This is a genomic window from Enterococcus sp. DIV1090 (genome assembly GCF_050537975.1).
Classification (GTDB): Bacteria; Bacillota; Bacilli; order Lactobacillales; family Enterococcaceae; genus Enterococcus; species Enterococcus faecalis.
In genome coordinates this window covers 1,856,629-1,880,310 of the sequence record NZ_CP172917.1, presented here as the reverse complement: position 1 = coordinate 1,880,310, position 23,682 = coordinate 1,856,629, and the positions used below count along the sequence as shown (strand labels likewise).

Annotated in this window: 17 protein-coding genes; all 17 read left to right on the top strand. The window is 36.3% G+C overall.

The window, feature by feature from the left end; all coding sequences use genetic code 11:
- The first annotated feature begins 24 nt into the window (after positions 1 to 24).
- The 17 genes from IGL48_RS09155 to glmS all read left to right on the top strand — a co-directional run bounded on the left by IGL48_RS09155 (position 25) and on the right by glmS (position 23,547).
- Positions 25 to 1,557 (top strand): lipopolysaccharide biosynthesis protein, encoded by a 1,533-nt coding sequence (locus IGL48_RS09155; RefSeq protein WP_010815184.1) that lies wholly within the window; start codon positions 25 to 27, stop codon positions 1,555 to 1,557.
- Positions 1,557 to 2,687: a glycosyltransferase gene (locus tag IGL48_RS09150; RefSeq protein ID WP_002384314.1), complete on the top strand. Its 1,131-nt coding sequence runs from the start codon at positions 1,557 to 1,559 to the stop codon at positions 2,685 to 2,687. Before IGL48_RS09155 ends, IGL48_RS09150 begins: the two co-directional genes overlap by 1 nt.
- Positions 2,687 to 4,111, top strand: a complete 1,425-nt coding sequence (locus tag IGL48_RS09145) for an O-antigen ligase family protein (protein WP_002384315.1) — start codon at positions 2,687 to 2,689, stop codon at positions 4,109 to 4,111. Before IGL48_RS09150 ends, IGL48_RS09145 begins: the two co-directional genes overlap by 1 nt.
- A gap of 180 nt (positions 4,112 to 4,291) precedes the next feature.
- Positions 4,292 to 5,251 (top strand): GDP-mannose 4,6-dehydratase, encoded by a 960-nt coding sequence (locus tag IGL48_RS09140; RefSeq protein WP_080349185.1) that lies wholly within the window; start codon positions 4,292 to 4,294, stop codon positions 5,249 to 5,251.
- Between the two features lie 158 nt (positions 5,252 to 5,409).
- The gene (locus IGL48_RS09135) at positions 5,410 to 6,156 is read left to right on the top strand and encodes a glycerophosphodiester phosphodiesterase (protein ID WP_010777806.1); all 747 of its coding nucleotides are present in this window, start codon (positions 5,410 to 5,412) and stop codon (positions 6,154 to 6,156) included.
- Positions 6,157 to 7,086, top strand: coding sequence for a tRNA (adenosine(37)-N6)-dimethylallyltransferase MiaA (gene miaA, locus IGL48_RS09130; protein ID WP_002384318.1), 930 nt, complete (start codon positions 6,157 to 6,159; stop codon positions 7,084 to 7,086).
- 3 nt (positions 7,087 to 7,089) lie between these two features.
- Positions 7,090 to 8,331 carry a GTPase HflX gene (hflX, locus tag IGL48_RS09125; RefSeq protein ID WP_002384319.1) on the top strand — a complete coding sequence of 414 codons (1,242 nt, stop codon included), beginning with the start codon at positions 7,090 to 7,092 and terminating at the stop codon, positions 8,329 to 8,331.
- Positions 8,332 to 8,533: 202 nt separating this feature from the next.
- Positions 8,534 to 8,917, top strand: coding sequence for a MerR family transcriptional regulator (locus IGL48_RS09120; RefSeq protein WP_002388239.1), 384 nt, complete (start codon positions 8,534 to 8,536; stop codon positions 8,915 to 8,917).
- Between the two features lie 42 nt (positions 8,918 to 8,959).
- On the top strand, positions 8,960 to 10,300 hold the full coding sequence (gene glnA, locus IGL48_RS09115; RefSeq protein WP_002356929.1) for a type I glutamate--ammonia ligase: 1,341 nt from the start codon (positions 8,960 to 8,962) through the stop codon (positions 10,298 to 10,300).
- A 257-nt stretch (positions 10,301 to 10,557) separates the two neighbouring features.
- Positions 10,558 to 14,289: a pyruvate:ferredoxin (flavodoxin) oxidoreductase gene (gene nifJ, locus IGL48_RS09110; protein ID WP_002384320.1), complete on the top strand. Its 3,732-nt coding sequence runs from the start codon at positions 10,558 to 10,560 to the stop codon at positions 14,287 to 14,289.
- Between the two features lie 195 nt (positions 14,290 to 14,484).
- On the top strand, positions 14,485 to 15,369 hold the full coding sequence (gene cdaA / locus IGL48_RS09105; RefSeq protein WP_002389035.1) for a diadenylate cyclase CdaA: 885 nt from the start codon (positions 14,485 to 14,487) through the stop codon (positions 15,367 to 15,369).
- Positions 15,366 to 16,529 (top strand): CdaR family protein, encoded by a 1,164-nt coding sequence (locus IGL48_RS09100; RefSeq protein WP_002377002.1) that lies wholly within the window; start codon positions 15,366 to 15,368, stop codon positions 16,527 to 16,529. Before cdaA ends, IGL48_RS09100 begins: the two co-directional genes overlap by 4 nt.
- On the top strand, positions 16,522 to 17,877 hold the full coding sequence (gene glmM / locus IGL48_RS09095) for a phosphoglucosamine mutase (RefSeq protein ID WP_282852575.1): 1,356 nt from the start codon (positions 16,522 to 16,524) through the stop codon (positions 17,875 to 17,877). Before IGL48_RS09100 ends, glmM begins: the two co-directional genes overlap by 8 nt.
- A 229-nt stretch (positions 17,878 to 18,106) precedes the next feature.
- The gene (locus IGL48_RS09090) at positions 18,107 to 18,658 is read left to right on the top strand and encodes an ECF-type riboflavin transporter substrate-binding protein (protein WP_002356937.1); all 552 of its coding nucleotides are present in this window, start codon (positions 18,107 to 18,109) and stop codon (positions 18,656 to 18,658) included.
- A 100-nt stretch (positions 18,659 to 18,758) separates the two neighbouring features.
- A complete protein-coding gene (locus tag IGL48_RS09085) occupies positions 18,759 to 20,465 on the top strand; it encodes an ABC transporter ATP-binding protein (RefSeq protein ID WP_010824793.1) in 1,707 nt (568 codons plus the stop codon).
- Complete coding sequence (locus IGL48_RS09080; RefSeq protein ID WP_002356939.1) at positions 20,462 to 21,295, top strand: energy-coupling factor transporter transmembrane component T family protein; 834 nt, start codon at positions 20,462 to 20,464, stop codon at positions 21,293 to 21,295. Before IGL48_RS09085 ends, IGL48_RS09080 begins: the two co-directional genes overlap by 4 nt.
- 443 nt (positions 21,296 to 21,738) lie before the next feature.
- Entirely contained in the window at positions 21,739 to 23,547 is a 1,809-nt protein-coding gene (glmS, locus tag IGL48_RS09075) for a glutamine--fructose-6-phosphate transaminase (isomerizing) (RefSeq protein WP_002356940.1), read from the top strand.
- The last annotated feature ends 135 nt before the right edge of the window (positions 23,548 to 23,682 follow it).

Sequence of the window (23,682 nt, the reverse complement as noted above, 5' to 3'; positions counted from 1 at the left end):
TAAAAATTAAAGCGGAGGGGTTATATGAAACAATCACGTCTTTACTATTCAATAATGAACTCGTCTATTTCTACTTTAGTATTTTTTCTAAAATTAATTATGCAATTTGTGGTACGGACATTCTTTATAAGATATTTAGGGGTAACTTATTTAGGGCTGAATGGTCTTTTTACGAATGTACTTAGCATTTTATCTTTAGCTGAACTTGGAATAGGTACCTCTATTGTATATTCTATGTATAAGCCTATAGCAGTAGGTGATAAAGAAGAGATAAATGCGTTAATGGATTTGTATAAGAAAGCTTATCATTTTATAGGGGTTGGAGTTGCGGTTATAGGAGTCAGCATTATCCCACTTTTCCCTTATATTTCTGGTGACTATTCAATTAGTAATCAATTTATTTTGTATTATTTATTGTACTTATCAAATTCTGTTTTAAGTTATTTTTTTACGTATAAGCGATCACTGTTGATAGCACATCAACGAACGTATATTGTAAATTTGAATGATTTTATTTTTTTACTGTTAAGTAATGTTTTTCAAATATATTTACTTATACATTATAAAAGTTTTTCACTATATCTAATTGTCCAACTAGTTTTTACACTATTGGGAAATGTAAGTATTTCTTTAAAAGTAGATAAAGATTACAATGAATTGAAAAGATACTCAAAAAAACAACTATCTAAAGAAAAAATGAATAGTATTAAAAGAAATGTAATTGGAAATATGAGTTCTAAAATTGGCGGAGTTATTGTTATGGGAACTGACAGTATCCTAATTTCTAGTTTTGTTGGTCTATCAGCAGTGGGTTTTTACTCGAACTATACAATGATAGTTAATAACGTACAAAACCTATGTAAACAAGTAACTAACTCAATAACTGCTAGTATTGGTAATTATATTGTTAGCGCAAGCACAAAAGATGCATTGGATTTGTTTAAAAAACACTTATTTGTAAATTATTCAATGTTATATTTTTCCACTTTAATTCTTGCTTCAGTGCTTAATCCATTTATAATTTGGTGGATTGGCGATAAATATGTTTTGCCTTCTTTTACAGTTTTTTTAATTATTATTAATTTAGTTGTTCAAATGTTTAGAAATACAAGCTTTGTCTTTATAGATTCATATGGTCTATATTGGATTCAGAGATGGAAATCTATTATTGAAGCCACAATTAATTTAACTTGCTCATTGATCTTATTAATATTTTTTAATATGGGTATAAACGGTGTGCTTTTAGGTACATTAATATCTTCACTAGGCTATGTGTTATGGGTAGAAGTGTTTTACATTTTTAAGTATGGGCTTAAGGTAAGTATGTCTGTATATATAAAGTTGTTTTCAAAATACTGCTTTTTGTTAGGTTTAGCTACTCTAATCACTGTTTACGCACAATCTTTAATTGCTTATAGTGGTTTAGTTAGTATAATATACAAAGCAATTATGTCAATTTTTATTGGTGGAGTTCTGTATTTAGTTTTTTACTCACGCTCAAGTGAGTTTAAATATCTACTGAATATTGCAAAAAAAGTCTTAGGGAGGAAATCTTGATGAATATCTGCATAGTCAGTCCTTCTCTTGGTTATGGTGGATCTAATATCATTGCTGCAACACTTGGAAAAGAACTGAACAAGAATCACAACCTAGTATATTATTCATACAAGTATACAGACAATTATTCTAATCTTCCTGAAGAAAAAATATATTTTTTTAAAGGAAGACATAGCAAATTGTTAGATAAGTTTAAAAAAGGTATAGAGTATATCTTTAGTGGAGGAAAGTTTACGCCATATAAATACTATAAAGGAGAAATAAAACAGCTTTCCGAATTAATAGAAACATTTAATATAGATTGTATTATTCTAAATTCTTTTACTGCGGTATCTATTTTTGCAATTCCTTTGAAAAAAAAATATCCCAAAGTTAAACAAATAGCATGGATGCATGAATCTGCAGAACAGACTTTTGGCTCCTTAGTTAAAAACTATTTAAAGTCATATGAAGAATCTTTAGCAAGTGTTGATAGAATAGTTTGTTTAACACAAACAGATTTAAAAGCCTACAGTAAATTCAATCATAATTCAGTAATAATTCATAATCCTGTTACTTTTAATACCAGTGTGAAGTCTAAATTAAAGGAAAGAGTAATTTCTTTTACTTCTAGATTAGATGTGGAAATTAAAGGGCTTGACTATCTTATTGAAGTAGCAAAAACTATACCTAGTACTTGGAAAATACGAGTGGCGGCAAATGGTAGTAAGAATCAAGTAAAAAAATTCTTAAGTCTTATAAAAGAAAATGGCGTAGAAAATGTAATTGAATATGTTGGAGCTTTGAATGGGGAGGCATTAATAGATCATTATGTTAATAGTTCAATTTTTATATCCACTTCAAGAATTGAATCATTTCAGCTTGTCTTAATCGAAGCAATGGAGTGCGGGTTACCAGTAATAAGTTTTAAACATAGTGGAGCTAAAGAAATTTTAGATAATGGTAGATATGGTGTTTTAATTGAAAACTACAAAATTAATAAAATGTCTAGTGAAATAAATAAACTATGTAATAGTTATGAAGAGCGTTTAAAATGGCAGAATATTTCTTTAAAAAGAGTTAACGATTTTAATATGGACGAAATAAAAGTACATTGGATACAACTTTTAGACAATTTAGGAGTGAAATAATGGATAATTTAAAAAAAATTTTTTATTTGGAAAAATCATATTTACTTATTTTGATTTTTTCATTGATTATTAGATCTATGAATATATACAGCTTGTTGCCATCAACATTAGACAACATCCTGTTTTCCTGTTTAGCTTTTTTAGGTTTTTTTGTAGTTCTTTATGAATTATATAATTTTTTAATGGAAAAAAATAAAGATTGGACTGATTGGTTAATTTTGATATTTTTGCTTGCATTCCTGATATCTATAATATTAAATAGGAACTACGGAATGAGTAGTAATTTAAAATTGCTAGTATGGAATAGTATTTATGTGATTGGAATATACCAATTTATCAAAAGACAAAAGAATAGTTTTCTAATAATAGATTATATAAATTATATTGTCATGGTAGGGATGTTTCTATTATCAATTATATCTCTAGTTATGTATCTTTTTCAATACAGTTACGTTTATGTCTATGGACCAGGACCTAGAGACCACATAAGAATAGGTTTTCTAGAATCTAGATTATTTGGAGTTTTTGGAGATCCTAATTATGGTGCAACTACTGCTTTAGTTACTATTATATTATGTTTATATTATTTGTTTAAGTATTTAAATACAAAAAAAATATTTATCAAAATTTTTTTAGTAGTCAATATTGTAGTCCAATTCTTTACTTTGTTATTAACAGGATCGAGAAGCGCTTTACTTTTAAGCTATTTAGCAGTTGGTTTTCTTGCTTTTTCAATAATTTTTTACAAACAAGGGGTTAAAAAGACACCTGTATTAAAAAAGATTTTATATTCTTGTATGTTTACTTTATTAGTCTTATTCGGTTATTTAATAGTTCAGAATGGAACAAAAGATGTGTTAGTTACTGTACCTAATAAGATTTACTCAGCAGTGTATAAAAAAGAAGAGGTCAACGGAGAAATTACGGGAAAGAGAAAAGAACCTATAAGTTTAGATCGTAAAGATGTTGTGGATAATTCGGATATATCAAACATGCGTTTCTCTATTTGGAAAAGTTCGGTTGAAATATTCAAAACTTCTCCTATCTATGGAACTTCTCCAAGAAATCTATTATCATATGCTCATGATAAATTGCCAAATACTTTTATTTCCCAAAAGTCAATAGTAGTGCATAATACTTTTTTGAATATCTTGACAAGCGTTGGTCTACTTGGGTTTATTCCTTTTATGATATTTTTGATATTTAATGGGATAAAAATTATATTTTGTTATTATTTTTATCAAAGGGAGTTAAATTTACAATTTTTAACTTTACTTACTATTCAAATCATTTTAGTTTTTTCAGGTCTGTTTAATAATGAAATTATTTTAGTAAATACAGTAGGATCTTTCTTGTTTTGGAGTTATTTAGGTGCATTAAATGGATATCTAAAGGAAATTTCAATAAAAAGAAGTCAAAAATAAATTTGCCAAAAGTTGTACAATAATGTGTATTATGTTTAGATTTTAAACATACAATCTGTATTAATTATTATACTTATAGTAAACTTCTACTGCTAAATAGAATTTAAAAGGGTAAGTGGTATAAAAAAGCTTTAATATATCCGTTCATTATGAAAGCAGACCAAAATGAATTTAATTGGAGTGGGAAACTTGAGTAACTTTTTAATCACAGGCGGTTCCGGCTTTATCGGTTCGACCTTAGCAAATTATTATAGTAAAGACAATCAAGTTGTGGTCATTGATGATTTATCAATGGGCCAAACTGAAAATTTAAACACATCTGAAAATATCACGTTCATTGAAGGTAGCGTGATTGATCAACAATTAATGGAAAAAGTACTGCAAGAGTATCAGTTCGATTACATTTTTCACTTAGCAGCGATTGCTAGTGTAGCAGATTCAGTAGCACGTCCAGTGGAAACACACCAAGTGAATTTTGAGAGTGTGTTACAATTACTGGAATTAATTCGGAAATACCAGAAAGATTTAAAACGTTTGGTGTTTGCTTCTTCTGCAGCGGTTTACGGCGATGAGCCAACTTTACCAAAACAGGAAGAATCAGTAATTCGTCCATTAACGCCTTATGCAGTGGATAAATTTGCTTCTGAAAAATATGTGTTAAACTATTGTCATTTATATGATGTTCCAACAAGCGCTGTTCGCTTCTTTAACGTATACGGGCCAAACCAAAATCCTAATTCGCCTTATTCTGGCGTTATTTCGATTGTGATGGACTCTTACAAACGCTTATTAGCCAATCAAGAAGTGACATTCAATATCTTTGGTGATGGAAAACAATCCCGTGATTTTGTCTTTGTTGAGGACGTGGTTCAAGCATTGAATCTTGTCGCTCATTCTGACCAATCACTTGGGGAAGTGTATAATGTCGGGACTGGGAAAGCAACCGATTTAAATGAGTTAATTTCTTCTTTAAATGATATTATGAAAGTCACTTTACCAGTTGAATACAAAGAAGCGCGAGCTGGGGACATCAAAGATTCCTTAGCGGATATATCTAAATTACGTGCCATTGGTTATGAACCAAAATATAGTATTCAATCCGGTTTGGATAAATATGTTAAGTATGAACTAAAAGATTAAGAGAATAAAAAGACGGATTTGAGACTAAATTGTTTATAAGACTTAGAGAGTGGGACATCATCAGTCGCTTTGATTGATGTCTTGCTCTTTCTTTTCTTTTTTCCATATTTGAACCCACCTCACTCCAATGGTACAATAAACAAGATTGGAGTGAGAGCATGACAGATATTATTGCACATCGAGGAAGTAAGGGCACCCATCCTGAAAATACGTGTATTGCTTTCAGAGAGGCTGTTCGTGTTGGTGCTGAAGGAATTGAATTAGATGTTCATCTTTCTAAAGATGGTTATTTAATCGTTATGCACGATGAAACGGTGGATCGTACGACAGATGGTCATGGTGAAATCCAACAGTTAACATTAAACGAATTAAAACAACTAGATGCTGGAAGCTGGTTTCAGAAAAATCCTTCTGTTCAATGTGTTCCAACATTGGAAGATGTTTTAAATTGTCTTGAAGAAGAACAATTCAATGGTTTTTTGAATATTGAACTTAAAACGGATATTATCCATTATGAAGGAATTGAGAAAAAAGTCGTCCAACAAATGAAGCAAAAAAACTGGCCGTTTCGTTATTTATATTCCAGTTTTTATTTTCCAAGTTTAGTTAAATTAAAAAAAGCTGATCCTAAGACAGAAATTGCCTTTATTTATGAATCTGCAGAGGATTTAAGTCAAGCGGGACCGGCATTCGCGCTTGTCGATAGTTTACATCCAAAAATGTCTTGGGTGTTGGCTCATGAAAAAGAACTTATCACAATTGGGAAACCGCTGCGGCCGTGGACTGTTAATCGGATGGAAGAAATGGAAAATTGTTTTCAGCTAAAATTGGCGGGTGTTCATACGGATTTTCCTGAAGAAGCAAAATTTGCTCGTCAAAATTGGCAAGAAGAAGGAGAAACATAATTGGAGAAAGTATTAGTTATTGTAGGACCCACTGCGGTGGGGAAAACAGCATTAAGTATTGCTTTAGCAAAAAAATTTAATGGTGAAATTATTAGCGGTGACTCCATGCAAGTTTATCGCTCGTTAGACATTGGCACCGCTAAAGTCACAGAAACAGAAAAAGAAGGAATTCCTCACTATTTAATTGATTGCCGTGAAGTCAGCGAAACATATTCTGCCGCTGATTTTCAGAAAGAGGGTCGTCAAAAAATCAAAGAAATTACTGAAAAAGGGAAACTACCAATTATCGTTGGAGGAACAGGTTTGTATATTCAATCACTCCTTTATGATTTTCAACTAGGAAGTCGTGAGATAGATGACTCGCCTGAAATTAGAGAAACGTACAATTTATTTGCGGAAGAAAAAGGGAATCAAGCCTTATGGCAGTTATTACAACAAAAGGATCCTCTAGCGGCTAACAGCATTCATTTTAATAATCGTAAAAAAGTGATTCGTGCGTTAGAGGTCTTTGACAAAACCGGTTATAGTATTTTGACCCCAAAGGAAAAACCAGCTCGTCTCTATGATTATTATTTGTTAGGTTTGGAAACAGATCGCGCTTTATTATATGAACGTATTAATCAGCGGGTGGATCAAATGATGACAGAAGGGCTGTTGGAAGAAGCAAAACAGATGTTTCAGCAACCACATGCACAAGCAGCTCAAGGTATTGGCTATAAAGAATTTTTCCCGTATTTTTCCGGTGAACAATCATTAGAGATGGCGGTTGAAACAGTCAAACAGCAATCGCGGCGATATGCCAAACGTCAATTGACTTGGTTTAGAAATCGAATGGCTGCGCATTGGTGGGATTTGGTTCAGCAGCCAACAGATTTGCCCAAGTTGGAAAATGAAGTAGCGGAATGGCTACAACAGAAGGAGAGTGAGTAGGCGATGACCACTCATGAAAAAGTGATTCTAGTAGGAGTTGAGACGGAAAAAAATTATCAGACATTTTCTGCATCAATGGAAGAACTGGCGAATTTAACGGAAACCGCTAATGGAGAAGTGGTGTTTGTTTTAACGCAAAAACGACCACAAGTTGATCGACAAACCGTAATCGGTAAGGGGAAATTGGAAGAATTAATTCAATTAATAGATGCCTATGAAGCGGATCTTGTGATTTTTAATCATGAGCTCACACCGCGCCAAAATCAACTGTTATCTGAAGCGTTAGCTGTGCGAGTAATTGATCGTGTACAATTAATTTTGGATATCTTTGCTTTGCGTGCGCGCTCCAAAGAAGGAAAGTTACAAGTTGAATTAGCACAATTGGATTATTTATTGCCTCGCTTGGCTGGGCAAGGAAAACAGTTGTCACGACTTGGAGGAGGTATTGGGACACGCGGGCCTGGTGAAACGAAATTAGAGTCGGACCGCCGCCACATTCGGAATAAAATCTTAGGCATCCGTCGTGAGTTAAAAGAAGTCACTGCTCATCGTGAACGAAGCCGCCAGAAAAGACAAAATTCAGAACTATTTCAAATTGGCTTGATTGGTTATACCAATGCTGGCAAATCAACTATTCTCAACATGTTGACAACAGCAGGAACTTATTCAGAGGATCAATTGTTTGCAACGTTAGATCCTTTAACTAAAAAATGGCAATTGCCTCAAGGCATGGAAGTTACGCTGACCGATACGGTCGGCTTCATTCAAGATTTACCAACACAACTGATTGAAGCCTTTCAGTCGACATTGGAAGAAAGTCGGACGATGGATTTACTGCTCCATGTGGTGGATGCAAGTGCGCCAGATCGTTTACAACATGAACGCACAGTTCAAACATTGATTAAAGAATTAGCATTGGAAAATATTCCATGCTTGACGGTTTATAATAAAAGAGATCAAGTGGACAGCAAAGAATTTGTCCCAACCTTATTTCCCAATGTATTGATCTCAACTAAAATTTCTGAAGATAAAGAACGACTGGTTCAAGCTATCCGTGCCCAAATGATGGAATTACTCGAGCCTTATCAATTAGAAATTAGCCCAACTGACGGACAAATATTAAGTGAACTTCGCCGGATGACACTAATGATTTCAGAAGAATATGCTGAAAATGAAAATCGGTATATCGTGAAAGGCTTTGCGAAAAAAGAGTCTAAATGGTTGGCTGAATCCGAAAAAGAATAAAAAATGGTAAGTTGATTAGAAATGATTTGTAAAAACAAATCATTTCTATTTTTTTGGTTAGCAGGAGAAAATCAGCCATGAAAAGATGGAAAAGTCCATATTTATCAGGTTTTTTGTTTTATGTTAGAAAATCTAACATAAGTTCTTGACAATTTGTCATTCTATTGTTATTCTAAGAAATAACTAAGAGAGGAGGATGGAGATGAGAGAAAAAGAGTTACGCCGTTCCATGTCAGTTTTTCCAATTGGTACAGTTATGAAACTAACGGATTTGACCGCTCGACAAATTCGCTACTATGAAGAACAGGGATTGATTCATCCAGAACGTAGTGAGGGCAACCGACGCATGTATTCTTTAAATGATATTGATGTTTTGTTAGAAATTAAAGATTATTTATCTGATGGATTGAACATGGCAGGGATTAAGCGTGTGTATGAAATGAAATTAGAGGAACAAAAAAACACCGCCGAGGCAACTCGTCCGTTAACCGATGCAGATGTTCGTCAGATTTTATACGACGAAATCCTTTCGCAAGGAGGACTTACTCAGCAAAATCCGTTCCAATCGAATGTACCAAGGCTTTAACGTTTCAGCAGCCAATAAAAATGAAGGATGGGGATCAGACCGATGACAAGAAAAGCCAAAACGGCAGAAGAGATTAAACATATTGCAGAAGAAGAAAACGTACGTTTTTTACGACTAATGTTTACCGACATTATGGGAACAATTAAAAATGTTGAAGTTCCTGTGAGTCAGCTAGATAAAGTATTAGATAATAAAATGATGTTTGATGGGTCATCCATCGAAGGATTCGTTCGTATCGAAGAAAGTGACATGTATTTATACCCTGATCTATCTACATGGATGATTTTTCCGTGGGAAAGCGACCATGGAAAAGTTGCGCGCTTAATTTGTGATATTTACAATCCTGATGGTACCCCTTTTGCCGGAGATCCCCGCGGTAATTTAAAACGCGCCTTAGCAGATATGAAAGAATTAGGCTTTACTTCTTTTAACTTAGGACCAGAACCAGAATTTTTCCTATTTAAATTAGATGAGAATGGTGAAATTACCACTGACTTGAATGATAAAGGTGGCTATTTTGATTTTGCGCCAACCGATTTAGGTGAAAATTGTCGCCGTGATATTGTTTTAGAGTTAGAAAGTTTAGGCTTTGAAGTGGAAGCTTCGCATCATGAAGTAGCACCTGGTCAACATGAAATTGACTTTAAATATGCTGATGTAGTTGATGCTTGTGACAATATTCAAACGTTCAAATTAGTTGTGAAAACTATTGCGCGCAAACATGGCTTGCACGCAACATTTATGCCAAAACCTTTGTTTGGAATTAATGGTTCTGGTATGCACTGCAATATGTCATTATTTAATGAAGAAGGTAATGTTTTTTATGACGAGTCAGGAGAGATGGGCTTAAGTCAAACTGCGTATCATTTCTTAGGTGGTTTATTAAAACATGCCCGTGCCTATACTGCGGTATGTAACCCAACAGTGAACTCTTATAAACGCTTGGTACCAGGTTATGAAGCACCTGTTTATGTAGCTTGGAGCGGCAGAAATCGTTCACCACTCATTCGAGTTCCTGAATCTCGTGGTTTATCGACTCGTTTAGAGTTACGTTCTGTCGATCCTTCAGCGAATCCGTATTTAACAATGGCAGTCTTATTACAAGCAGGTTTGGATGGTATCCGTAATGAACTTACGCCACCGCCAGCGGTTGATCGTAACATTTATGTGATGAATGAGGAAGAACGTCAACATGCACAAATTGAAGATTTGCCATCAACCTTACACAATGCCATCAAAGAATTACGTAAAGATCAAGTAATGATTGATGCATTAGGTCGTCATATTTTTGCCAATTTTGTAGAAGCGAAACGAATGGAATGGGCAGCCTTCCGTCAAACCGTTTCTGAATGGGAAAGAGAACAATATTTGGAGTTGTACTAAAAGCTGTTACTTTTAATAATCTTAATGTTTAGAAAGAGGGAGATAAGTCGAAACGCTTATCTCCCTCTTTCATTTTTTAGTTTGTGAACGAATAGATAATTTCTATTTCACAAAATAAAGTAATTTTAATTCAGTGAAATAGTTTGTTTATAGGGGGAAAAGGGGGTTTTTCTCAATTTCTCTTTTATTTTTAAGCAAAAAAATTGACAAAATCTTTCATAATTTGTGAAATTCCGCTATAATAAACAAGAATATGCGTGCAACTATTCTATTTTTTAGATATAAAGGATGAGAAAAACATGCGGAAAATGAAAACAATGGATGGAAATGCTGCAGCAGCTTATATTTCCTACGCCTTTACAGAATTAGCAGCCATTTATCCAATAACACCAAGTTCAACGATGGCTGAGCTTGTTGATCAGTGGTCGGCCGAAGGTAAGAAAAATATCTTTGGTCAACCTGTGAAAGTAGTTGAAATGCAATCGGAAGCTGGTGCTGCCGGCGTGGTCCATGGCTCTTTAAAAACAGGCGCGCTTACCACGACCTATACGGCTTCACAAGGGTTACTTTTGATGATTCCTAATATGTACAAAATAGCTGGAGAACTATTACCATCTGTTTTTCATGTGGCGAGCCGAGCTTTAACCACGAATGCTTTAAATATTTTTGGTGATCAAGGAGACGTAATGGCCGCACGCCAAACAGGCTTTGCTATGTTGTCAGAAAGCAGTGTGCAAGAAGTGATGGATTTGGCACCAGTGGCTCACTTGGCTTCGATTGAAGCGAGTGTTCCATTTATGAACTTTTTTGATGGCTTTAGAACAAGTCATGAAATTCAAAAAGTGGCAGTTCTTGACTATGAAGAATTAGCACCCTTAGTAAATCAAGAGAAATTAGCCGAATTCCGTCGTCGGAGCATGAATCCGAATCACCCTTCCGTTAGCGGAATGAACCAAAATCCAGATATTCACTTTCAACAACGAGAAACAATAAATCCTTATTATGAAAAATTACCTAGTATTGTTCAAAAATATATGACAGAAATTAACCGGTTACGGGGAACTAATTATGATTTGGTGACGTATTATGGCGCAGAAGATGCAGAAGAAGTGATCGTTACAATGGGTTCAGTTGCGCAAACAATTGAACAGACGGTTGATTATTTACAAGAACAAGGAAGAAAAGTTGGCTTTCTTAATGTCCATCTTTATCGGCCATTTCCAGTTGAAACATTTCTCGAAAAAATACCACAATCAGTTAAAGCAATTGCTGTTTTGGATCGGACGAAAGAGCCCGGTGCTGGTGGCGAACCGTTATTATTGGATGTCCAAAGTGCGATGTATGAAGCGGACATTCGCCCAACAATTATTGGTGGGCGCTATGGTTTAGGTTCTAAAGATGTGCTGCCAAATCAGATTGTTGCGGTTTTTGATGAATTAATGAAAGAACGTTCTGCCATGAAGAAGCGTTTTACAATTGGGATTGATGATGATTTAACTTATACTTCATTAGAAGTTGGCAAACCACTTGATTTGACGAATCCGAAAACCTATCAAGCTAAATTTTGGGGCTTTGGTTCTGATGGCACAGTAGGGGCGAACAAGTCAGCAATTAAGATTATCGGTGATCATACAGACAAGTATGCGCAAGGATTTTTCTATTATGATTCAAAAAAATCAGGCGGGTTGACCGTTTCTCATTTACGTTTTGGCGAGACGCCTATTCGTTCAACGTACCTCATTGAACATTCTGATTTTGTAGCCTGTCATACAGCCGCTTATTTGCATACCTATGATTTAGTAAAAGGGTTAAAAAAAGGCGGGACTTTCCTCTTAAATACCATTTGGAATGATGAACAACTAGCACGATTTTTACCAAATCAATTAAAACGGTATCTAGCTGAAAATGAGATTCAGTTTTATACAATCAATGCAGTGAAATTAGCTAGTGAAGTCGGACTAGGCGGGCGAATTAATACCGCAATGGAAACAGCTTTCTTCAAATTAGCGGAAATCATGCCTTTTGAGCAAGTGTTACCAATTTTAAAAGACGAAGCATTGAAAAGTTATGGTCATAAGTCCATGAAAGTTGTCGAAAAAAATATTCAAGCAATCGATAAGACCGTTGAATTGTTGCATCAGGTACCTGTTCCAGCAGAGTGGAGAACGCTTGAAGTTCAACCGCGAAAACGTTCAGAAAATGTTAGTGATTTTGTTCATGAAATTGTTGAACCGATTAATCGTCAAGAAGGGAATGCGTTATCTGTTGCGACACTAGCGAAAAATGGGATGACAGATGGGCGGATGCCTTTGGGAACTGCGGCAGTTGAAAAACGTGGAGTTGCATTAGAAGTACCTGAGTGGATTAGCGATCGGTGTACTATGTGTAATGAGTGTGCCTTTGTATGTCCTCATGCGGCGATACGACCATTCTTAGCCGATGAAGAAGAAATGACTGAAGCGCCAGAAGGATTCATTGTGCGTGATCTACGTGGTGCCGACGGCTTGAAATATCGTATCCAAGTCTCAGTCAAAGATTGTACTGGCTGTGGACTTTGTGTTGAAGCTTGTCCAGCTAAAGGCAAAGCTTTAGTAATGAAACCTTATGAAGAAGAAAAAGAGCAGGCTATGAATTGGGCGTTTGCTATGACGTTACGTCAAAAGGAAAACCCAGCAAAACCGAATACTGTTTTAGGTTCGCAATTTAATAAACCTTTATTAGAGTTTTCTGGTGCTTGTTCTGGTTGCGGCGAAACGCCTTATGTTAAATTATTGACGCAAATGTTTGGTGACCGAATGCTGATTGCTAATGCAACAGGTTGCTCATCGATTTGGGGTGCTGCAGCGGGTGTGACACCATACACTACTAATGAACAAGGACAAGGTCCAGCTTGGTCAAATTCTCTTTTAGAGGATAATGCCGAGTTTGGTTACGGCATGTTGTTAGCAACGCAAGCTCGTCGCGAACGTTTAGCTAGTAAAATGACCAAAGCTTTTTCTGTAGCCAGTGACTCGTTGCGTCTATTGATGGAAGATTGGATAGCACATCTGTCAGAAAGTGAAGGTACGCAACAACGTGCAGCTAAATTACGTGCAGCTTTGCTTGAAGAAAAAACGAATCAACCTTTATTGGAATCAATTTATGACGATCAAGATCTTTTTGTCAAACCAAGTCAGTGGATGATTGGTGGGGACGGCTGGGCCTACGATATTGGCTACGGCGGGATTGACCACGTGTTAGCCAGTGGCGCGGATGTAAATATGTTAGTTCTAGATAATGAAGTCTATTCCAACACAGGTGGCCAAACTTCCAAAGCAACTCCTGCATCAGCGATTGCGAAATTTGCTGCCAGTGGGAAGTATGCCTCTAAAAAAGATTTAGGGATGATGGCAATGACTTATGAAAATGTCTATGTCGCTCAAATTGCCTCAGGTGCAAACCAAATGCAGACGATTAAAGCTTTTGAAGAAGCAGAAAAGTTCCCTGGACCATCGATTATTATTGCTTATACGCCATGTATTACACATGGTTTAGCGGGTGGGATGAGTCAAACGTTGAAAGAAGCGAAAGACGCGGTTCATTCAGGTTACTGGTCTTTATATCGCTATAATCCATTATTGCGAGAAAAAGGCAAAGAACCAATGACATTGGATTTCAAAAAACCAGATTTTTCATTAATGAAAGAGTTTATGCGCCAACAAGTTCGCTTTGCATCCTTAGAATCTAGTCAACCAGATACAGCGGAATTGTTATTTAATAAAACAATTAATGATGCTAAGAGACGGTTCTATAATTATGCTCGTTTAGCTGGTCAAGAAGAAAAAATTCGAGCAAAACTTGAAAAACAAAGTGAACCAGAAATAAATGCGCCAGAGAACGAGAAGCCACGAGTGAAAAAAGAACGCGTAGTTGATCCGGAAGCGGAAGCAAGAAGGGCTGCCCGTCGCGCTGAACGAGCAGCCAAGAGAAAACAACGTGGGCAAGATTAAATAGAAATCAAAAAAACGTGTCTGAGCTTTTTGCTTAGACACGTTTTTTAGTTAGAAATGCGATTTTTTGATGAAAATTTCAAGTTATTTGAAAAAGTTCCTAAATTTTTTTGATGTTTCCGCTTGCGTTCTGTGATGAAAGAAAATAATGTGGTATACTTGTTAGGAAATCTTGAGAGAGAAGTGAGGGGTATGATGTCGTTTCAATTGAATCAATTATTAGATTTGAATTATTGGCAGCAAGTCATCTCAACGGATTTCTTATCTAAGGATTTTGTTATCAATATCATAGATATCCTAGTCGTATGGTACCTCGTTTACAAATTAATCATGCTTGTTCGTGGAACAAAAGCAGTCCAACTATTAAAAGGTGTCGCTGTTTTTATCATTATCCGCATTCTAAGTGAGATAATTGGTCTACATACATTATCTTGGTTAATGAATCAAGTCATCATGTATGGTGTAATCGCCGCGGTTGTTATTTTTCAACCAGAAGTGCGAAGAGGGCTGGAACATCTAGGGAGAAGTTCGTTTTTCCGCCCGAATAAAGGTGCGCAACAAGAAGATGAGCGTATTATTCAGGCCTTTGACAAAGCCATTCAGTACATGTCAAAACGGAAAATTGGTGCTTTGATAACCATTGAACGCAATACTGGTTTAGATGAATACATTGAGACAGGTATTGATTTGGATGCTGATATTACTGGTGAATTACTGATTAATATTTTCATTCCAAATACACCACTACATGATGGTGCAGTGATTATCAAAAATGAAAAAATTGCTGTTGCTAGTGCGTATTTACCGCTATCAGAAAGCAATTTAATTCCAAAAGAATTTGGAACGCGCCATAGAGCCGCAGTCGGTATCAGTGAAGTCAGTGACGCCATTACGATTGTTGTTTCTGAAGAAACTGGTGACGTTAGTTTGACGTTGAACAATGAATTAATTCCTGGACTAACGCAAGAAGAGTATTTAACAATTTTGCGTAAGGAGTTAATTTCGGAATCATCGGAAGATAAAAAAAGTGCTTTGCAGCATTTTATCGATGATGTAACAAAGGGGGTTAAACGCAAATGAGAAAAGCCTCCCAAAAAAGCTGGTTTAATGGTTTGCTTTCATTGCTGTTTGCATTGTTGTTATTTTTTAATGCCAATGCAACAGGCAATAATCCCTCCAATTCAGGTTCAAGCCAAACGTATAGTGAGACATTGAATAATATTCCGGTCCAAGTCCAATACGATAAAGACAAATATTATGTCTCTGGATTTGAAGAGAGTGTAAATGTTCATTTACGTAGTGCGAACCGCATTCAATTAAACATGGAATCAAATGCTGACACACGAAATTTCCAAGTGGTCGCAGACTTAACCAAATTGCCATTAGGGACTTCGGAAGTACCCTTGACAGTGCGGGGACTAAGTTCAGCTGTTACAGCTGAAATTGAACCGAAAACAGTGACTGTAACGATTGAAAAGAGAGTAACAAAAAAATTCGATGTAGAAGCACAACTTTCTGATAACATTGAAAAAGAAGGCTACAAAGTAAAAAATATTTCTGTAGATCCAAAAACCGTAGAAGTAACAACTGGAGAAGAAACAGCGAAAGCAATTGACAAAGTGATTGCGCCAGTCTCAAGTGCCAAACAAACAATTGATACGATTAAACAAACGGTAAATGTCCAAGCGCTAGATGCCAAAGGTCAAGTCCTAAGTATCGAAAATCCAGCACCACAAGTCAAAGTAACAGTAGGCTTAACTGCGCCAACAAAAGATGTACCACTGAATGTTAGTATGACAGGTACGCCACCAGCTGGGATCGCTCATTACAATTATAGTTTATCAACGTACCAAGTTAGGGTCAGTGGTCCGCAATCAATTTTAGATACGCTAGAATCAATTGAGGTACCGGTAGACATTTCTGATATTCGCAAAGAAACAAAACAATCAGTGACTATTCCCGTTGATGGAGAATACGTAGTTACACCAGATGAGGTTGACGTTTCTTTGAGCCCCGTGTACAATCAACAACAGTCATCAAATACAAATGAAACTTCAGGGGAACCTGCAAGTTCAACAACGGTTGGCTCAGGTAGCCAAGCAGTACAACCAAGTACATCCAGTCAAGTAGAATCAAATACTTCTGAAACAACAAGTGAGGGATCAACAGTAGAAAGTACAACTGCTGGTTCAACTGAAAATACAGAGAATCAAGTGACTAAGGAGAATCAAAATGGGTAAATATTTTGGAACAGATGGTGTAAGAGGAATTGCAAATAAGGAGTTAACACCTGAATTAGCTTTTAAATTAGGACGTTACGGTGGTTATGTGTTGAGTCAACATGAAGATAGTTCAAGAAAACCTCGTGTTCTCGTAGGCCGCGATACACGTATTTCAGGTGAGATGTTGGAACAAGCATTGATTGCTGGATTATTATCAGTCGGAATTGAAGTTTTCCAATTAGGGGTGATTTCAACACCTGGTGTAGCATATCTTACTCGTTTACAAAAAGCATCCGCTGGCGTAATGATTTCAGCTTCACATAATCCTGCGGAAGACAATGGGATTAAGTTTTTTGGGGCAGATGGCTTCAAATTAGTAGACGATCAGGAAGCAGAAATTGAAGCATTGTTAGACGCAGAAGAAGACACCTTACCAAGACCTTCTGCAGAAGGCTTAGGCTCATTAGATGAATTTCCAGAAGGCTTACTAAAATATTCGCAATTTTTAGTTCAAAGTATTCCTGGCGATTTAGCAGATATGACTGTTTGTTTAGATGCGGCCAACGGAGCAACTGCAACAGCAGTCAATCGTGTCTTCGCGGATTTAGAGACAGATTTCTATACAATGGGAACAAGTCCTAATGGATTGAATATCAATGATGGTGTGGGTTCCACTCATCCTGAAGCTTTGGCAGAAATGGTTGTTGAAAAAGACGCGGATGCTGGTTTGGCTTTCGATGGCGACGGCGATAGAATTATTGCGGTCGATGAATTAGGACGAATTATCGATGGTGATAAAATCATGTATATTTGTGCCAAGTATTTAGCTGAGAAAAAACGTTTGAAAAAAGATACAATCGTTACAACGGTGATGAGTAATCTAGGTTTCCATAAAGCTGTAGAAGAAATTGGCTTAAAAGATGTGGTAACGCAAGTGGGTGATCGCTATGTTGTAGAAGAAATGCGTAAAAATGATTACAATTTTGGTGGCGAACAATCTGGTCACATGATCTTTTTAGATTACAACACAACAGGTGATGGCATGCTTTCAGGGATTCAATTGTTGAATGTTATGAAGCAAACGGGCAAAAAATTATCTGAATTAGCGGATGAAGTGACGATTTATCCACAAAAATTAGTCAATATTCGTGTCACAGATAAAAATGGTGCAATGGAAGTTCCGGCAATCAAAGCAGTTGTCGAACAAGCAGAAGCAGAAATGAATGGCGAAGGTCGTATTTTAGTTCGTCCTTCTGGAACAGAACCATTGTTACGTGTGATGGCTGAAGCGCCAACACAAGAAAAAGTTGATTATTACGTTGATAAAATTGCCGAAGTAGTACGTGCAGAAATCGGCGTTGAATAAGAACCAATTAGAAACCAGACACTTAATGCTAGCTTGCGTTAAGTGTCTGGTTTCTTTGTTGGAAATCAAAAAAAGAAAATAGCTAATAAGCTCCGTCTATCATTGACATAGAGCGGTTAAAAGGGTACTATTTTAGAAGTAAGATGCACCGCGTATCTTCTTTTTTTATTTGATAAAATCAAGAAGGGAGCGGCTGTAAATCAATGGAGTTATAGAATGGAGGAGCGAAATGAAAGAAAAAATGTCCGTCAAGACAATTGTAGCAATTGGAATTGGCTCTGCAGTTTTTGTTATTTTAGGTCGATTCGTTGTAATTCCAACTGGGATTCCTAATACGAACTTAGAAACGTCGTATCCATTTCTTGCTTTAATGTCAGTTGTTTTTGGACCAGTAGCTGGAGGGCTAATTGGTTTGATTGGTCACACATTAAAAGATTTTACCACGTATGGTAGCGCTTGGTGGAGCTGGATTATTTGTTCAGGAATTATTGGTATTATTTTTGGCTTCGCTGGTCGTAAAATGGATCTTCAACATGGTGAATTTACAACAAATGACATGGTGCGTTTCAATATTTTCCAAGCCTTTGGTAATATCGTCGTTTGGGGCTTAATCGCGCCTAGTTTGGATATTTTGATTTATAGTGAACCCGCAAGTAAAGTGTTTACACAAGGAGTATTCGCGACTGTTTCAAATATTGTCGCTGTGGGGATTATTGGAACATTGTTGATGAAAGCTTATGCATCAACAAGAACAAAGAAAGGCAGTTTATCAAAAGATTAAGAAACTGTCGAAATAATTTAAATGGTTAAGGGTCTGCCCTAGTAATTACTTTGCTAATGCTCAGACCCTTTCTTTTATGGAGAAACTGAGGTGAGGCCGAATGAAAAAACCAATCATTACTTTTAATAATTTTTCCTTTCAATATCATAGCCAATCTGAACCAACATTAAAGGGGATTCAATTAACCATCTATGAAGGAGAAAAGGTTTTAATCGTTGGGCCTAGTGGTAGTGGCAAATCAACATTGGCGCAATGTATCAACGGGTTAATTCCCAATATTTATGAAGGTGAGATTCAAGGAACAGCTACGGTTGCTGGTAAAAATATCCAAGAAACAAGTCTATTTGATTTGTCTTTTGATGTAGGAACTGTTTTGCAAGATACCGATGGGCAGTTTATCGGCTTAACGGTTGCTGAGGATATTGCTTTTGCTTTAGAAAACGATGCAGTTGAACAAGCAGAAATGAAAAAAGCGGTCCACAAATGGTCTGAGATTGTTGAGCTGAATCAGCTATTACAACACCGTCCACAAGATTTGTCAGGTGGTCAAAAACAACGTGTATCTATGGCGGGCGTTCTAATTAACCAATCAAAAATTTTACTTTTTGATGAACCTTTGGCTAATCTTGACCCTCGAGCGGGACAAGAAACAATGACTTTGATTGACACCATTCAACAAGAAACAAAAGCGACTGTTTTAATAATAGAACATCGCTTAGAGGACGTTCTTTGCGAATCAGTTGATCGAATTATTGTCATGAATGAGGGCGCAATTATTTCTGACACAACACCAGATGAATTGTTACGTCAAGATACGTTGACCCAACAAGGGATTCGTGAACCTTTGTACGTTACAGCCATGAAATATGCTGGGATTGATTTAACAAAAGTTAGTCATTTAGACAAATTAGCCGAAGTATCAGGCGAAACGGTTTTGCCTAAAATGACACAGTGGTCTGTCCAACCTAGTTCAGTTAGTGCAGTCAAAGGAGCTGAACTATTACGTTTGGAACAAGTGTCCTATCAATATGATCGTCACGGTGAAAAAGTGTTAGATGACTTCTCAGTAACTATTCATCATGGAGAAATGATCAGCATTGTAGGAAAAAATGGTGCCGGGAAGTCTACACTTTCTAAAATAATTTGCGGGTTCATCACGCCTCAATCAGGCAAGATTTTATGGGAAGGACAGGATTTTTCCAATTATTCAATCAAAGAACGTGCAGATAAAATTGGTTATGTGATGCAAAATCCCAATCAAATGATTTCTAAAAAAATGATTTTTGAAGAAGTAGCTTTAGGATTAGTTTTACGAGATGTGCCACAAGCAGAAATTGAGGAACGTGTGACGAATATTTTACATATTTGTGGGCTGTATCCCTTCCGGAACTGGCCGATTTCTGCGTTGAGTTTTGGGCAGAAAAAACGGGTAACTATTGCATCAATCTTAGTTTTAGAACCTGAATTATTAATTTTAGATGAACCAACAGCTGGGCAAGATTTTAAACATTATACAGAAATGATGACATTTTTAGAAGAATTGAACCGCTTAGGTGTGACTATTTTAATGATCACTCACGATATGCACTTAATGTTGGAATATACAACACGTGCGTTAGTAGTTTGTGATGGACGTTTACTAGCAGATGCGACTCCAGTTGCTGTCTTAACAGATGAAAAATTAATTCAAGCAGCTTCTTTAAAAGAAACGAGCTTGTTTACCTTTGCTAAAGCGTTAGGCTTGGAAAATCCCTTGCTATTTACGGAAAAATTTGTTGCTTACGATCGTGAGGTGCGTTTTGGATGAGTGAACGACAAATGTTAGGCTATCATCCTGATTCAACCTGGATTCATCGCTTAAACGGCACAAGCAAATTAGTCTTTTTAATCGTTGTCTCTGTGGCTTGTATGACCACGTATGATACTCGTTATCTGTTAGGAATGTCTGTGGTTTCGCTTGTTTTGTTAAAATTATCAAATATTAAATGGCATCAAATATCTTTTGTTATTAAATTTATTGCTATTTTTTCTTTGTTAAATATCTTAACGGTTTACCTTTTTGCACCTGAATATGGGGTTGATTTATATCAGTCACGTACCGTGATTTGGGAAGGAATCGGACGGTTTACTTTGACACAAGAAGAATTATTTTATGAATTTAATTTAGTTTTAAAATATTTCTGTACGATTCCGTTGGCATTAATCTTTTTATTAACAACAAATCCTAGTGAATTTGCCTCCAGCTTGAATCGAATTGGTGTGAGTTATCGGATTAGTTATGCAGTAGCGCTGGCTATTCGTTATATTCCCGATATCCAAGAAGATTTTTTTAATATTTCTTTAGCACAACAAGCGCGAGGTTATGAGATGTCTAAAAAGGGACGGTTAGGCCAACGAATCAAAGGCGTAGCACAAATCGTTTTACCCTTAATCCTATCTAGTTTAGATCGAATTGAAACTGTGAGTACCGCTATGGAATTAAGGCGTTTTGGTCAAAAGAAAAATCGAACGTGGTATGCGCAACAACCTTTTCATCTGCGTGATTTTTCGGTAATGATACTTGCCTTATGCTTATTAGGAATCAGTTTCTGGTTGTTCCATGTGAATGGTGGCCGGTTTTATAATCCATTCCAATAAATAACAAATTGATAAGGTTCTATAAATAGAACGGATATTTTTTTATTATTAAGAATCTAGTACTTTCTCTTACTATGAGTGTACTAGATTCTTTTTTTACAACTTTAAAGAACTAGACCAATTTTCGTTTTTTTAGATTTTTGTTGACAAGTACCTACTTTTAATTGTATGATTGTTTATGTTTCTACGGAATATATTTACAAAGGAGGTATATAGACCAATATAGGATAGCGCCAGACCTGAACGTTCAGGTGACGAGGAGAGAGCTTATCGAAGATTCGGCGGGTGGCTCTAGGGACTGCACTCTACAGATAACAAAGAAAAACTAATTGTGAAGTTAGAACAAAGCGGTTATCACGTAGGTAGAAACATATAATGGGATTTGCTAGTTAAACAGGACCTAGTAAATACAGAATTTCAATTGGAAAGTAGGAATTAGCATTATGTGTGGAATTGTCGGAATGATTGGAAAAGAAAATGTCACGGAAAGTTTGATTCAAGGATTAACAAAATTGGAATATAGAGGTTATGATTCTGCTGGGATTTGTGTGAATGATCAAAGCCAACAGCCCCATGTAGTTAAGGCAGTTGGGGGCATTGCCGATTTAGCAGCAAAATTAACGCCAGAAATCGATGGAACAGTTGGTATTGGTCATACTCGTTGGGCCACTCATGGCGAACCAACTGTCGCCAATGCACATCCCCATGTTTCAAGCGATCAACGCTTTGCATTAGTGCATAATGGTGTCATTGAAAACTTTGAAGAATTAAAAGAACAATTTTTAAGTGGTGCTCACTTAATTGGTGATACAGATACTGAAATCGTCGTTCAATTAATTGCACATTTTGCTGAAAATGGTTTTTCAACAAAAGATGCTTTTAAAGCGGCTTTAGCCGAAATTAAAGGTTCATACGCTTTTGCATTAATGGATAAAATGGACCCCAATACTATCTACGTAGCGAAAAATAAAAGCCCGTTACTTATCGGTCTAGGTGAAGGCTTTAATGTTATTTGTAGTGACGCGATGGCGATGATTAAAGAAACCAATCAATTTGTTGAGATTGTTGATGGTGAAATTGTAACTGTTACAGCGGACAAAGTAGTAATCGAAACGCCAGAAGGACAAGTAATCAACCGAGAACCTTTTGAAGCGCAATTAGATTTAAATGACATTGAAAAAGGAACATATCCGTTTTATATGCTCAAAGAAATTGATGAACAACCTGCAGTGATGCGCAAAATTGTTCAAGCGTATACTCAAGGTGAAAAAGTGACTTTAGATGAGGCGTTACTGGAAAAAATTAATCAATGTGACCGAATTTACATTATTGCTTGTGGGACAAGTTATAATGCAGGTTGGGTCGGAAAATCTTTAATTGAAACGATTGCCAGTATACCTGTGGAAGTTCATTTATCAAGCGAATTTGGCTACAACATGCCTATTTTATCTGAAAAACCGTTCTTCATTTTCTTAAGCCAAAGTGGTGAAACGGCAGATAGTCGCCAAGTACTGGTACAGGTTAATGAATTAGGGCATCCATCACTTACATTAACAAATGTTGCTGGCTCAACATTATCACGTGAAGCGGACGATACCTTGTTATTACACGCAGGACCAGAAATTGCTGTCGCTTCCACCAAAGCTTATACTGCTCAAATCGCTGTCTTAGCTATTTTAGCAAAAGCAATTGGTGAAGAACGCCAAACATTAGCAGCCGTCTCATTTGATGTGGCTCACGAATTGAGCGTGGTAGCAGCTGTCATGGAAACCTTGATTGATGAAAAACAACAAATGAAAGCCTTGGTGGAAGATTATCTGACGTATACTCGAAATGCCTTCTATATCGGGCGAGGAGTCGACTATTATGTGTCGATGGAAGCGGCCTTGAAGTTGAAAGAAATTTCCTACATTCAAGCAGAAGGCTTTGCGGCAGGTGAATTGAAGCATGGAACGATTGCCTTAATTGAAGAAGGAACACCTGTGATTGGGATTGTGACAGATGCCAAAGTCGCAGCCCATACAAGAGGCAATTTAAAGGAAGTCGAAAGTCGTGGAGCAAGAAATATTGTGATTGCTTTGGAATCCTTGGCAAAACCACAGGACCAACTGATTATTCCAGATGTTCATCCGTTACTTTCTGCCTTAGTTAGCATTGTTCCAGGCCAATTATTAGCGTACTATGCAACCTTACAAAGAGGCTACGATGTTGATAAACCAAGGAACTTAGCCAAAAGTGTAACTGTTGAGTAAATCAAGAACCTGAGAGAAAGATGTTCAACGGGTTTTCATGAGTTTTAATATCTGAGACAAAAATCACTTTAGATTTTTGTCTCAGATATTTTTTATAAAAGAAAGATATTCAGTCAAAAATGAAAGATTCCAAAG